11 protein-coding genes are annotated in these 13,808 nt (G+C 61.0%); 6 read left to right on the top strand and 5 right to left on the bottom strand.

The features are described from left to right. Positions 1-18 precede the first annotated feature (18 nt). Positions 19-1,686: an aromatic/alkene/methane monooxygenase hydroxylase/oxygenase subunit alpha gene (locus tag FJW03_RS14645; RefSeq protein WP_056565045.1), complete on the bottom strand. Its 1,668-nt coding sequence runs from the start codon at positions 1,684-1,686 to the stop codon at positions 19-21. A 563-nt stretch (positions 1,687-2,249) separates the two neighbouring features. On the opposite strand from FJW03_RS14645, the gene FJW03_RS14650 reads away from it, so the two are divergent. From FJW03_RS14650 to FJW03_RS14675, 5 genes are all read left to right on the top strand, one after another. Continuing rightward, complete coding sequence (locus FJW03_RS14650) at positions 2,250-2,726, top strand: hypothetical protein (RefSeq protein WP_140761633.1); 477 nt, start codon at positions 2,250-2,252, stop codon at positions 2,724-2,726. Continuing rightward, positions 2,723-3,043, top strand: a complete 321-nt coding sequence (locus tag FJW03_RS14655) for a hypothetical protein (protein ID WP_140761636.1) — start codon at positions 2,723-2,725, stop codon at positions 3,041-3,043. Before FJW03_RS14650 ends, FJW03_RS14655 begins: the two co-directional genes overlap by 4 nt. A 13-nt stretch (positions 3,044-3,056) precedes the next feature. Beyond that, the gene (locus FJW03_RS14660) at positions 3,057-4,184 is read left to right on the top strand and encodes a WD40 repeat domain-containing protein (RefSeq protein ID WP_140761640.1); all 1,128 of its coding nucleotides are present in this window, start codon (positions 3,057-3,059) and stop codon (positions 4,182-4,184) included. 33 nt (positions 4,185-4,217) lie between these two features. Beyond that, positions 4,218-4,391: a hypothetical protein gene (locus tag FJW03_RS14665; RefSeq protein ID WP_181165666.1), complete on the top strand. Its 174-nt coding sequence runs from the start codon at positions 4,218-4,220 to the stop codon at positions 4,389-4,391. A gap of 785 nt (positions 4,392-5,176) precedes the next feature. Continuing rightward, positions 5,177-7,354, top strand: coding sequence for an EAL domain-containing protein (locus tag FJW03_RS14675; RefSeq protein WP_140761643.1), 2,178 nt, complete (start codon positions 5,177-5,179; stop codon positions 7,352-7,354). A 350-nt stretch (positions 7,355-7,704) separates the two neighbouring features. Here FJW03_RS14675 and FJW03_RS14680 read toward each other — a convergent pair whose 3' ends face one another. Continuing rightward, positions 7,705-8,832 (bottom strand): helix-turn-helix transcriptional regulator, encoded by a 1,128-nt coding sequence (locus FJW03_RS14680; protein ID WP_140761646.1) that lies wholly within the window; start codon positions 8,830-8,832, stop codon positions 7,705-7,707. A 476-nt stretch (positions 8,833-9,308) separates the two neighbouring features. On the opposite strand from FJW03_RS14680, the gene FJW03_RS14685 reads away from it, so the two are divergent. Further along, positions 9,309-10,052 (top strand): DUF1194 domain-containing protein, encoded by a 744-nt coding sequence (locus FJW03_RS14685; RefSeq protein ID WP_181173181.1) that lies wholly within the window; start codon positions 9,309-9,311, stop codon positions 10,050-10,052. Between the two features lie 460 nt (positions 10,053-10,512). Here the strand turns inward: FJW03_RS14685 and FJW03_RS14690 are convergent, their stop codons facing one another. The 3 genes from FJW03_RS14690 to FJW03_RS14700 form a co-directional block, all read right to left on the bottom strand. After that, positions 10,513-11,646, bottom strand: a complete 1,134-nt coding sequence (locus FJW03_RS14690; protein WP_140761652.1) for a substrate-binding protein — start codon at positions 11,644-11,646, stop codon at positions 10,513-10,515. A gap of 72 nt (positions 11,647-11,718) precedes the next feature. After that, complete coding sequence (locus FJW03_RS14695) at positions 11,719-11,991, bottom strand: hypothetical protein (protein ID WP_027024197.1); 273 nt, start codon at positions 11,989-11,991, stop codon at positions 11,719-11,721. A 90-nt stretch (positions 11,992-12,081) separates the two neighbouring features. Then, on the bottom strand, positions 12,082-13,659 hold the full coding sequence (locus FJW03_RS14700) for an HD domain-containing phosphohydrolase (protein ID WP_140761655.1): 1,578 nt from the start codon (positions 13,657-13,659) through the stop codon (positions 12,082-12,084). Positions 13,660-13,808 lie beyond the last annotated feature (149 nt).

Consider the following 13,808-nt stretch of genomic DNA (forward strand, 5'->3'; position numbering starts at 1 on the left):
ACCCGCCCCCTGACCTGATCAGTTGCAAGGATTGATGGTGAAGCCGGCCCGGTATTCGGCCAGATGCTTCTCACGGTCCGCGGGCGACATGGCACGCAGCGCGTTGAGCGGCGATCCGAGCGTGTTGCCGCGTACATCGTCAAGCGTCCACATCTCCTTGTCGTCGAAGCGCAGATGCGGTTGCGGAACCAGCGTCTTGCCGTCGGAGCGGACGAAGTTCAGGTCCTTGATGGCATCAGCCAGGTCCCAGCCGTCATAGAGCGTCTCCCACTCGCGCTTGCCGCTGAAACGGCCCATCGCGGGCGTCGGACGGCCCTCATACTCGTCGTTGAAGGCGACCATCGTGGTCCAGCGGTCGAGCTCGTGAGCGAATGTGTAGAGTTCGCCGTTGATCTCGCCGACCACCATGTCCTCGCGGATCAGGCAGGGGACGAGGCAAGACCAGCAGCGGTGCGGATAGACGTAGCCGACATCGCTGTTGAACAGCAGCACCTTCTCGCCCTTGTGGCTGAGCTTGGCGTACCATTTCCAGAAATCGCCGAATTCGGCGTACCAGCCCGGATACTTGTGCTCGAACCACTCGAAGTCCTTGTCGGTCTGGGCCTCGATGCGCCAGAAATTGACCGGCCAGCCGACCGCGAAGAACTGCCCGACCTTGTGGACGTAGTTCTTCTTGGTGATGCGCTCCCAAGCCGCCTGGACGTCGTCGTGATGGACCTTGATGCCGTATTTCTCGAGCGGCAGCATGTAGGTGCGATAGTAGTCCTCATAGATCCAGCGGTGCCACATTTCCGCGTAGGACTCCTTGTTCTTGTCGCGGTTGGTGGTGCCGTATTCGATGAAAGTGCCGATTGCCGCATCGACGATCGCGTGGTTCTGCCAGAAGGCGTAGCGCAGGTCGCGTTCAAGCAGCAGATGGTTCTCCGGCTCCTTGAGCGCCGCCATCAGCAGCGAATGGCCATTGCCGATGTGCCGGCTCTCGTCCGACTGCACCGACAGGAAGACGGTCGGCAGCGCATAGTCGCCGTTGCGGGCGGCCTCCGAAGGCATGGCGACGAACAGTGTGTTGGTGAAGGCGGTCTCGGCCACCACGGTCAGGTACATGCAGGCGGCGGTCATCGTGTCGCCGGTGATGAAGCCTTCGGCGAACTGCCGGCCGATGGTGGTGGCGTAGCACTTTCCGAAGGCTTCCTCGGTGATGTCGAAGCCGGCCGGGTCGATGTAATTCTCCATGTACCATTTCTTCAAATTCATCTGGATCGTCGAGTGACGGAATTCGTCGATCATCTGCATGGTGAAGCCGGTTCTGAGTTCCTCACCGGGCGCGATGCGGGCAACCATCGCCATCGAGCGGGCGGCGGAGATTTCGGGGAAGGGAATGATGGCCAGGAAGAGCTTCATCCACTCGACCCAGCGCGGTTCGACGTTGCGGAACATGTCGCCGCGCAAAGCCGCGTCGAGCGCGCCATAGACGCGATTGTCCTTTTCTTCCTGCATCGGGAAATAGGACCGCAAAACCTGTTTCATCGGGTCGCGCGGCGTCTTGTTGATCTTGTAGTCGGTCGGAAACGTCATCGCCTCCTGCACGTAGGAAGGATTCCAGCCGAGGTCGGCAATCTTCTTGGTCGCCTCGCCCACGGAGATTCCGCGCTGCGAGGTAATCTTGTTGAGCGTCAGAGACGTCATCTCATAAGCCTCCACCAGGTTTGAGCCGCGGGTCCCTTGACCCCGGCATGAAGCGGCACAAAAGCACCGCCAGTGAGAGTGCGAACGGCATGACAAGGGTTGCGCGGCAACGCGCTCGACAAGGTCGGGCCGTTCAAGTGGATCGGGCAAAGGTGTTCGAGGCGTCTGGCGTGAGCTGCGAGACGCCGATCGCATCTGCGATGGCGTATCGAAGCCGATGTCCTGCTTCCTCCGGTCCTTCGTTCTTTTGGCCCGGCGTCAAAGCGCGATGGGCTTCTTGTGCAAGAGACAAAGCAAACATCGTGCCAGTTTGGCGACAGTGCCCATAGCTGGCACTCACAACAAAATTTCCGCTCTTTGCGCACATGGGCAAGGTGCAAAACTGTAACCTTATTTTACAGATGTAACTTACGCATGTAATATTTAGCGTTATTTCGCATATGCGAGATATGCAGTTAGCAATCGCAGCAAATATCAAAGTTCACCTCAAGCTATTTAACTTGTCATTTTTCTATACTACTTGGAGACGGCGGCCGGTGATGTCCTGGCGCTGGAGAAAGATCATGGCGAACGGTAAAGACAGCCAGGGGCCATCGGGGCCGATGTCCAGTCAGGCCGACGGCGTCACCGGCGATCTTGTCAGGCTGATGCCGCGCGACCTCGTCTTCGTCATGCGCTTCATGGGCGAGAGCCAGCACCGCCTGCAGAGCCATTTCCAGGACTTCATCAGGGGCGAGCTCGCAGCCGGCGGCGTGACCACGGAAACGCATCCGATGATCCATCTGTTCATCGAGAGCCACGCGATCCTGTTGCGCGACTTCGTGTTTTCCGGCGTTTCACTGACGCGCCAGTTCCGTGTCGAGGAGATCGAGCGCTTGACCGGCGACACGACATCGATGATCCGCGTCGACATCTGGGACCAGCTCAAGAGCCACATCGAGACGGCCGAAAAGCAGTTCCAGTCGCAGGCCGGCACGCTGCCCAGATTGCTGTCGGCCTTCGAAAAGCCGCTCGGGCCGATGGCTGGGAGGGAGAAATGAGCGGATCCGAAACCGCTGCGCGTGACGCGCTGCTCCCTCGCCGGCTCGATCTTGTCGCCGGCGTTTCAATCCTCACAGCGGAAGCACTGCGGCTCAACCAGAAACGCGCCGGCATCGAAATGGAGGTGCTGCGCCTCGAGTTGGAGATCGGCAGAAGCGGCGCCAGCGAGCAACTGGTGCGGGATTTGCATGAGGCTGAGCAGAGCGCGGCGGCGATCATGCAGGCATGTGCGGCTTGCGAGGAGCGCATCGTGGCCGCCGAAGGCGATGTCGACGATGTCGATCGCCGGCTTGCCGCGATGGCGAACAAGGAGTGATGGGAGTGACACTGTGAATCAGCGGACGATGCAGAACCTGACCTTGTTCGATCTTCTAGCGCGCAGCTGGCGACGTCCGTCGGCTATCGCCGATCTTTGCTTCAGCGCCGATGGCTCAGCAGTCGCCTTCAGTTCCGTGGACGGAACCGTAGCCATCGCCGCGGTTACCGATCAGGAGCCGCCGGAATCGCGGATGCGAGTGAGCGGCGACCTCGGGCAGACGACAATCCGGCCGCGCGAAAAGCCGCCGGTGCCGTTGATCGCGTCGGCCGCGTTTGGCGATGGCGATGTGCCGATCATTGCCTATGGGCATTCCGGTTTCCTGGCCGGCGCGGCCAGTGGCGAAGTGCAACATCTCAGCGCCGGCGGCGACGTCGCCGCCCTGCCGATCAGGGTGGACGGACCGATTGTCGCCCTCGACCATAGCGCCAGGACTGATATGACGGCTACCAGCAATGGGCACGATATGTTCCTGTCGCGCGGCCAAGACAATGCCGTGCCGCTAAAGAACGCGACGACATCGTCCGCAGGTGCACTTGCCTTCTCGCCTGGCGGACGGCGCCTCGCCTGCGGTCTCGATGACGGATTGTCGATCTGGGCGGTCGAGGGAGACGCCGTCCTGATCCGCGAATCGTCTCTCCCAGCCCGACCGGTATCCATCCGCTGGAGCGGCGACGGCACATGGCTGGCCTGCGGGCTCGAAACGGGTGGCTTTGCCCTTGTCAACCTGGCCGATGGCCGCTCCGGCATTGTCGCGGGGTTTCCATCGCCGGTCCGCACGATGTGCTGGAGCCGGCCGGGCAATGCGCTGTTCGCGTCGGGCGCGTTCCGGATCGCCGGCTGGTCAATGACCGCTCCGCCCATTGACGGCGAAACCTCCGGGGCTCTTGAAACAGGCCGCGCCGGGCTGGTTCTGGTGGAAGCGGTGGCGGCGCACCCTGAGAAGAAGCTGATTGCAGCCGGCTACGCCAATGGCCGCATCGCTGTCGCCCAGATCGGCGGACGCGACGAGCTTCTCGTCAGGCCATTGGGCAGTGCGATCAGCGCGCTCGCCTGGTCGGGTGACGGTCGGCATTTGGCGGTTGGCGCGGTCGACGGTACCGCTGCGATCGTCACCTTTCCGGCACAGATGTTCAAATAGCGGACGCGGATCCGCGCAAGACAGGAGGATGCGATGCAGGCTGAACTGAGCGCCGAGGAGAAGAGCAAGGACGCGTTTTTCGAACAGCTGGCAAAACTGTCGGAAGAAATGGTCGCCAAGCACGGCAAGGATTTCAGCATGGGTGCGCTGGTGCTCGCGGCGCGCTGGATTGCCGAAAACCGGGTTGGACGCTTGAAGACCAACTAGGAAGTTTCGTTGGCCTTGTGGGCGGTCGAGCGTCCCGGTGGACAATGGTCGCAACTGTCCTGCCCTTCAGCCGGCCACGATAAGACAACGGACGTCTCCAACGGCGGAGCTGCGCGGTGCACTGCCTCTCGTCGACCCGCTAGGCATTCGAACTGAACGCGAAGGGTGCGGGATTATAAAAGATAATCAGTGTTAACGGATGGTTAGCCAACCCATATCCTTCGTATCATCTCGTATGCTCTGGCGAACCCACGGATCAGGAGGAAGACTAGTTTCAATGCAAGCGGGGTTTCCCTTTCCTGCAAGGGGTTCGGTGAGCGCATGAGCGCGGCTGGTTTGGGGCCGGCAAGAGAATGTCGGCTTCTGGCACCCCATAGGCCCTAAGCAGCCATTAAGGTACGGGGTCGACGATCGCCCGAACCATGTCCGCGTCACCTCGCTGAGAAGCGCCGAATAGGTGCTCACGCGCGAGCGGCGACCAAGGATTGGCGCCAACTCCTTCCGACAGACACAGCGGCAGCATCTCCCACTCCTCCTCGCGGTTGATCAGGTGGTAAGGTTCAGGACCCGGCGGGCCGCAAGCGGTGAGCTATGGGGTTTGTGTTTCGGGGCGTGGCAGCAATGCGAGCGCGCGCTGGATGCCAAAGGTCGGCAGGGCTGCTGCAGGCAGGCTTAGTACCTTTTTAAGCGAGTCTTACCCAAACTATCACCGCCAAACGGTATAACGGCAAATATTGACTGTCAGAAGTGAGTCATTCTTAAGAGTTATAAGATATGATTTTGCCGTGAATGAAACAACAGAGACTAACTCGAATGGCTCAGGTTTGACGCCCTTCCGTTTCGGCGGGGGCGAGGCGGTGCGCAATTTCGTAGAAAACGCAACGATCCCGACCTTCCTTTTCAATACTGATGGGAAGATTGTTTACGCCAATCGAGCCGGAAGCCACGTGCTTGGGTACGGGCCCGACGAATGTGTCGGAATCCACTTCACGACAATCGTTCATTCCGACGACCTGGCGACAGCGCGCACGCAGACCGAAGATTTGATTGCCGGAAAGATCCAGGGTTATCAGGCAGAGCGACGGTACATCCGCAAGGACGGCGAAACCATTTGGGCGCTGACTTCCGTGACCCTGATGCATGGCGACGAGGAAAAGGTTCGTTACCTCTCTGTGCAGGCGGTGAATATCGACCGCCGAAAACGCGCTGAGGCAGCCCTATCGGAAAGCGAGCGTCGCCTGCAAGTGGCGCTGGGCGCCTCGCAAATAGGGGTATTCGAGGGCGACCTGGCAACTGGTGAGCTGTTTTGGGACGACAGGACGCGAGACATTTTTGGCATTCCGCGAGAGCGGAAATCCTTTCGCGCCGCCGACTGGGAGAATGCCCTACATCCCGAAGATGCTGCGAAGATCCTTGAGGCGATGTCACGCGCCATCGAGGAGAAGGGTACCTTCAACGCGAAATTCCGCATCGTAAGGGCCGACGGTGAAATCCGTACCCTTGTGTCGCGCGCAACTTACTTTCAGGACGAGGGCTCAACGCCAAAAATCATCGGCGCAAATTGGGACATCACCGACGAAGTCGCCTTGGAACAAAAGCTCAAAACGGCAAAGGCTCTTGCCGAGGCTCGCAACGTCGAACTGGAAGCCGCCAAGGCCCGGATCGAAACCCAGGCCCTCCATGATGCGCTGACCGGACTCCCCAACCGGCGCTATCTAGACCAAATCTTGAACCAGTACCGCAACCGATCGCGACTGCCAGACGATGGTTTGGCATTGCTCCACATCGATCTGGATCGCTTCAAGCAGATTAACGATACGCTGGGACACGCGGCCGGCGATGCCGTGCTGGTTCACGTTGCCCGGCTTCTAAATGCCAAGGTCGGAGGGCAGCATTTCGTCGCGCGTGTCGGTGGCGACGAATTCGTCATAGCCTGTTTCAATGATGCAGACGCCCATCGCCTCGCCGGTCTAGCCGATCAGATCATCACCGATATCCGACAGCCGGTGCCATACGAGGGGCATTTCTGCCGCTTAGGCGCAAGCATAGGAATTGCCCTTGAGATGGGCGCGGACATCGACGCGCTTCGCGTGCTGATAAACGCCGACATCGCGCTCTATCGGGCTAAGGGTCGCGGCCGCAACCGCCATGAATTCTTTTCAAAGGCACTGCAAAGTGAAATTGAATCGACCAAGCATATGGCTGATGAAATTCTCAGCGGTATCGAGCGGGGTGAATTCCACCCATATTATCAGCCGCTCCTCAACGCAACATCCCTCGACATCATCGGGGTGGAAGCGCTTGTGCGTTGGCATCACCCCAGGGAGGGCATCCTCAGTCCGATCCGCTTCCTGAGGATCGCCGAGGATCTCAATGTCTTGGCTGCGATTGATCGCAGCATCCTGCAGCAAGCAATGCTCGACCTCGACCAATGGCAATCCCAAGGCATTGCAGTGCCCACCGTATCGGTCAATGTGTCGTTCCGACGCCTGAGCGATGATCGCCTAATTCCAAGCCTTCGGGAACTCAACATTAGGCCGGGCGCAATTTCTTTCGAGTTGCTCGAGTCAATTTTCCTCGACGAGTTTGACGATGGGGTCGCATGGAATATCGATGCAATCAGGGAGATGGGTATAGGCATCGACATAGACGATTTTGGCACCGGCCATACATCCATCGTCAGCCTGCTGAAGCTCAAGCCGCGTCACCTCAAGATCGATCGTCAGCTCATCGAACCCATCGTACACAGGCCCGAACAGCGACGTGTGGTTGCGTCCATTATCGACATAGGACGGTCGCTTGGGATCAAAGTCGTCGCCGAGGGCGTCGAGACGATCGAGCAAGCCCGGATTCTGCGAGAATTGGGCTGCGACATTCTGCAGGGGTTCGCTTTCGCCCGGCCGATGCCTGCCGATCAACTGGTAGGCTGGATTGCAGGGGAAAAATGGCGAAAAGCCTCGTAGCCCGGTCGGTAGGTGCCGGGTGGGTTCGTCTTCCGGGGGCTGCAAGTCGCGCAGGGTCGGTTGGATGTTAGCCCCTCGTGGCGCAACCACGACCTTCAGCGTGGTGGCCGGCGACGTCTGCTTACAGGAAACGGCGAAGCTTATCTCAAGGGCCGACCTGGAGGCGCGTTGAGGATGGGCCGTTTCTGACGGGAACGGGGCCGTAAGCAGTCAGACCGCTTTTGGTGGACTCAGGTAGAACTGCCGTTGCCCGATACGTGATCAGTCCCGGACTGCCGATCATGCCACTTGCGGGCCAACGATCTCCTGTTGCTAACCTTGTGACCGATTGAACGGCAACGAGCGGCCGTCTAATGCCGGGAAGGTATACGCAAGCGGGACAACAGTGCCGCCAGTTCGGCCTGGCGGCACGTCCCCGTTTTCGCAAAAACAGCCCGCAGCTGCGTTCGGGCAGTCTCGCGGCTGATGCCCAATTTTGCGCTCGCCGTGCGAATGCCTTCCCCCGATGCCAATTGCGAGGCCAGACGCGCTTCCGCTCTTGTCAGCTTGAAAGTCACGCTCAGCAATTGCTCATTTAGAACCGGTTCGGTCATAAGATTTGTGAAATACAGTAGGATGTCGCCGCCATTGAACAGATCATGCCCTAATGCAGTCATGGGCATCACCTCCGCTATCATCCGGGGGGACCCCTGGCGCGCAATGACAACGGGTTCGGACCGAGCCGATAGACCCGAAACGGCGGCTCTGATGAAGCCTTGAAGACGGGCGTCACTCGGCTGATCAGTCGCGCGGATGCGGCCGTGTCGGACAACCAGGTCGGAGCCGAACAGGGCTGCTGCGCGTTCGTTAAACCGCCTCACGCATCCACGACAGTCCAGCAGCACCGCGCCAAAATTGAGCCGATCAAGAGTTGCTAGGCTTGGACCGACAGATAGCTCGCCGAGCTTCTCTGCTGCGCTTATGATCCGGCTCAGGTCCGGCGCCACTCTCAGGAAATGATCAGCTTCGCTCGGGTAGAACGGTCCTCTCTGAGCATCGCGGTACAGCGACACCCCCCATCTGCGGTTCTTGACCACCAAGCCGACCAAGGCCCACCATTCTCGGTGTCCGGGACGGGCGATCTCTTCATAATAAGACAGCCCCCTTCGTTCCTCCGGAGTTGTGATTTCGTCCTCTATAGTGAAACTGATCGGGGGTTTCGCGAGCAGCTGCGGCCTCTCAAGATGGGGACTGGGAGCGTCTCCGATCCGCTCATGCCAAAGAGCCGAAAATTCAGCATGTTCCGTGGAGTCCGGCACGCAGCCGGCTTTACCACGCTGATCGGCCGCAAAAGGGTGCGCTTTTTCGCAGGTGCGGAGAGCGCAGCTCGTCGCGCCCAGCGCATCCGCAAGTTTTTGCAGCCCTCCCGGCCACCGCTCAAATTCGAAAGCGGCGTCGTAGCAGGCCTCTAGGGCAAGTGCGGTTGCGTCGGGAGCCATTCGAAACCCACCTTCATTTGGATGAGTTACCACTCACCCGCGACGATATCACAGATGGTTGAAATTCAGTACAGCAAGTCACTCATCGCCGATTGCGGGACGTGGTGAAAGGCGACGATAAGGCTCACTTGGCCATCTGGTCGGTAACTCTGACCGGGCGTAGAGGCGGACATCCTCGGCGCCGCGCGTGCCGGTGCCACGGCGTCGTACCAGACTTGCGCGGCCCGCTCAGGCATCTCCCACCTCCCGGCAGGCAGGAATCTCGACGCGTTGGTGCTGGATTCCGGCCCACATTCGCTAGGAGCAGCGTAGTCCCGATATTCACCCATACGGGTGATGGCAGACAAAGTCGCCGGCAGCATCTTTCCGATCTCCCATCGGATGGACGCAGTGAGATGGTGTCTTTCGTTCCACGCTACGCTGCGCAAAAAGGACAGGCACGAGGCCGATTGTTCGCTGTCGCGGTAGGGGTGACAATGTCGATGTCAGCCACAGCTGAGCCGGTTTCCTCGGTGGATCTCGAACTGGTTCTTAGCGTCGATGTATCATCTTCAATGAGCGAGGCGGAACAACGGCTGCAGCGGGAAGGATATGTCGAAGCGCTCCAGGATGCCAAAGTTTGGCAGTCCATCAAATCCGGCCGGCGCGGCAGAATCGGTATAACCTATGTCGAGTGGGCAGGCCCAGACCACCAGAGCGTGTGGATACCATGGGCTATTCTGGAGCAGCCCGAAGATGCGGCCGCCTTCGCAGAGGCGCTGCGAGCCCAACCAATCATCAGGGGGCGCGGCACCTCAATCTCAGGGGCGCTCCTGTTGGCGGGCAAGCTGCTGGCGGGTGGGCCTGCAGGCGATCGCCAAGTCATCGACGTCTCCGGCGATGGACCCAACAATGCCGGCCTTCCGCTTCAACCGGTGCACGACACACTCATAGCCGATGGCGTGACCATCAATGGGCTGGTGATCTCGCTGCAGGCAGACGACACACTCGACAGCTTTGGTCCGCGCTATGTCGAGTTGTACTATGAGAGCTGCGTCATCGGCGGTTCCGGGACTTTCGTTGTCACCGTAGCGAAGACAGCCGACTTTGCAAACGCGATCCGAAACAAGCTCGTAAATGAGATTGCTGGTCTGTCTGCCAGCGTGCACCCCGCGGCTTATCAGGTCCACTCAGGACCGGTTGTCGATTGCGACACGGTCGGAGAGGCGCCTGGACGATAGAGAGCCCCTAACGTTAATTCCGCAGCGGCCGATTTGTCACGAAAGCCACGGGCGTTACGAAACGAGAGCCGGAACGCCCCACCCGTGCGCACATCGTGGAGTTCTCAGGAACGCAACACGTTCGAAATTCCTCTACAACGACGCTGCGCCTCTCGTTCTGCTACGCGTTCGCATCGGGGCGCTTCAGCTCCTGGCACTCGACTCAATTTCCCTCCGGCGATCGCCATTGCCCATATCGGCGACAACCGTCGACAGTTCAGTTCCAATATTTGAAAACTCTTCCGAGATGATTAGGCATCATCAACACCTGTTCCGAATTGTGGCTAGTAAAACTGACCATTGCGACCAATGAACTGCTTTATGGGTGTGATTGGGACGGTCACTGTGAGTCCCGTTGGGTGGCGAAGGCACGCAACTGGCCGCCCTCGCCACTTGGAAGAACGGGATTGACGTGGCCAAGTCACCCCACGTTGTCGAGGTGGAGTTCGCCGGTGAGCACGCGCTCGTTCGGATCGATCGGGCCCAGATTCTTCACAACCCGGAAGCGACCGCCATACGCCTGCGCGATGTACATGTTCATGCGAACATGGTGCTGGCCGGGAATCATTTCGGCCGGGCCGCCCGGGCCCTCGCTGATGCGGGCATGATCGAGTGCCCGGATGACCGCATCGCGCTCAACCGTGCCGGCTTCCTCAACCGCCGCTTCCCACATCCTGATCGCCCGGTAGTGGCCGGTGCAGCCGCTGCCTGCGGTCAACATCGCGCTGCCCGGGAACCGGTCCTCGTAGCGAAGCAAGAGTGCACGGCCAAACGGATCATCGAGTTCCTGATAGTAGTCGAGGCAGCTGTAGAGGCCCTCGATCTGCTCGGAAGGCACGAGATTGAAGAAGTTCTCGTCGAAGTATGTGCAGACGATCTTGCCGCCGCGCTTGCCGAAACCGGCCTTGTGCAGTTCGTCGAAGAACGGCGTCAGGCCCGGCGGAACGATGGTGTTGAACACCACGTCGGCGCGACTCGCCATGATCTGCTGCACGGTCCGCCGGAAATCGGTGGCATCGAGAGGGAAGTACTCCTCGCCGACGATCTCGCCGCCGTTGGCGCGCACCACCCGGCTCGCGGCTTTGTTCAACAAATGCGGCCAGATGTAGTCGGCCGACGGCAAATAGAACCGCTTTGCCCCGGTGCTCTTCATGAGCCATGGGATCAGCGGTTCGACCTGCTGCGCGGGCACGGGACCGGTGCAGAAGATCAAGGGATCGTTTTCCTGTCCTTCGTACTGCTCGGTGTAGATGTAGAGTGTCTTGCCCCGCGTGACCGCCTCGCTCTTGATGGCCTGGCGGGTCGAGCTGTAGATGCCGCCGACGACCACGTCGACCTTATCGACGTCGATCAGTTTCGCGGCCCTTGCCTTGGCGACGTTTTCGGTGGTCTCGCCGTCCTCGATGACGAGCTCCACCGGCCGGCCGAGGAGGCCGCCCTTGGCGTTGATGTCGTCGACGAGCATGGTCGTGAGGTTCGCGTTGGCGATGCCCATGAAGGACAACGGGCCGGTGAGTTCGGCGATAAGGCCGATCTTGATGGGTTTCGGGTCCATCTGATTTCTCCGATTGTTGGGGTTGGTCGGGCGCACCGCTGCCGGGCGGCAGGCGGCGCGCGGCGCGGGACGTCAGGCCTCGTAGTGGCCGAGCAGCAGTGCCGCCTGCGGCTTGCCGACATGGCCGGCCTCCTGCAGGATCGCCGGCACCTCCGGATCCGATACGAAGTTCTTCCAGCCCTCGGCGTCCCAATCGAAAATCGCCCAGACGCGGTCTGGCTCGCTGGGGTCGCGGAACACGGTTGCACCGTTCGAGCCGTGCAGCCGGCGCTTGTCGGCGCCCTTGGTCGAAAAGATACGGATGAAGTGGTCGACGTCCGCCACCTTGGTCGTTGCGAGAAGCATCTGATTTCCTCCTGTCGGTCGGGGCCACCATTGGTCCGTCGACAGGAGCACGATGCGCGCCCCGGAGCAGGCGCACATGGGGTGGATTCCCTATGCCTGCGTTTCGCCCGGTCGGATAAGGCCATGCTCGACCGCATAGAGCGCGGCGGCGGCACGGGTGGTCACGCTGATCTTGGAATAGACGCTCTGGATATGGTGGTCCGCGGTCTTGGGCGAGATTTCCAGCTTCCGCGCCGCCTCCTTCGCGGTAAGTCCGGCGGCGATCAGGCGCAGCACCTCGATCTCGCGCGGCGTCATGCCGGCCAGCGGCCGCGGCGCCGCCCGGCGCGACGGCTGCCCTGCGAAGGACAACACGGCCTCGGCGGCATCGGAGCAGATACAGCCCTCGCGGACGGCAGCGCGCAATTGCGTCGCCGCCGCCTCGCTGGACAGCGCCCTGCGGTGAGGACGTTCCTCCCGCGATGTCTGGAACGCCTCGGCAGCCGCCAGGATCCTCGCCGCCGGCGACAGGTCGGCGCCGCCAACCTTGCGGTGATAGCCAGAGCCGTCGAGCCGTTCGTGATGGCGCAGCACGAGCGTGGCAATCGCATCGCTGTCGCGGCCTAAGGAGGTCAGCGCCCGCTCGCCGTAGTAGGCGTGCAGCTGCGCAGCGTCGCGCTCGCGCACCGACAGCGGACCGTTGCGCATCCAGGTCGCGACCGGCACCACGAGTTCGCCGAGGTCATGGATGCAGTCCGACCAGCGCAGCGCGCGGACGTCAGCGGCGGGCAGCCCGACCTGTGTCCCCGCACCCGCGGCCAGTTCCGACACCATCCGCGAATGGCCGTGCGTAAATGGCATGCGCATATCGATCATGTCGGCTATGGCGAGGAACGCCTGGTCGCAGGCCGCCTCGTCCAGCGTCACCGGCGGATCGGGCTCCAGCGCCAGGATTGTGTCGCGGTCGACAGTCGCGCCGATACCCTGCATCAACATCGCTGCATTGGTCGAGACGAGCCGGGCCAGCTCCGCTTCGTACGGACCGTCGGCGCGGCTGGCGATGGTTTCGGCCATTGCTTCGATACCGGCGGCGTCGCTGAGCGCAATAGCGTCCTGTGCCAATGTGATCAGGCGCACGGCTGGCAGAACATCCTCGCCGCTCAGCCCGCGCGGCAGGCCCTTGCCGTCCCAGCGTTCGTAGATCTGCCCAAGATTGCGCCGGATCTCGTCGGACAGTCCGAGCCGCTCGCCGATCCGCTGCGCGACCTCGCAATGTGCGGTGAGCACCGGGCGGGCCACCGCGATCGCTTGCCCCATCGCAGCCTCGATCGCCTTTGCGTGCGCGTCAGGCTCGAGATCGTAGTAGAACCGCTTGAAGGCCTGCACGAAGACCTTGCCCAGTTCCGCACGGTTGCCCATGTCGAGACCGACAAGGTCCTGGCGAAGCGCGATTTCGTCGCCGAAGGTGGCCGAGAGCAGATCGGTATCGGCGTTGCAGCCGACATAACGCAGCATGGACTGGTGATAGGCGTTGCGCCGAACCTGTTCTGAAACGCCAGCAAGCTCGGCAATCCGCATTGCGAGCACGCAGGATTTGAGCGCGAAGTCACGCGAATGCCCGGTGGCAAGGTCCGAAGCATAGGCTAGGACCATCATGAAGTCCGCCCGGCGTATCGAGACATCCGTCATCGCATACCCCCAAATCGACGGCATGCTACGCCTGCACGCGGCTATCACCTAGGGAAATCCTTATCGTGCAAGAGCCGGTGCCGGCGGCTCGTTGGGTTGGCTGCGACAGGTGAGAGCCGTAACCTCGACGGTGCCAAGCGCGGTAGTGG

This window comes from Mesorhizobium sp. B4-1-4 (assembly GCF_006439395.2).
Classification (GTDB): domain Bacteria; phylum Pseudomonadota; class Alphaproteobacteria; order Rhizobiales; family Rhizobiaceae; genus Mesorhizobium.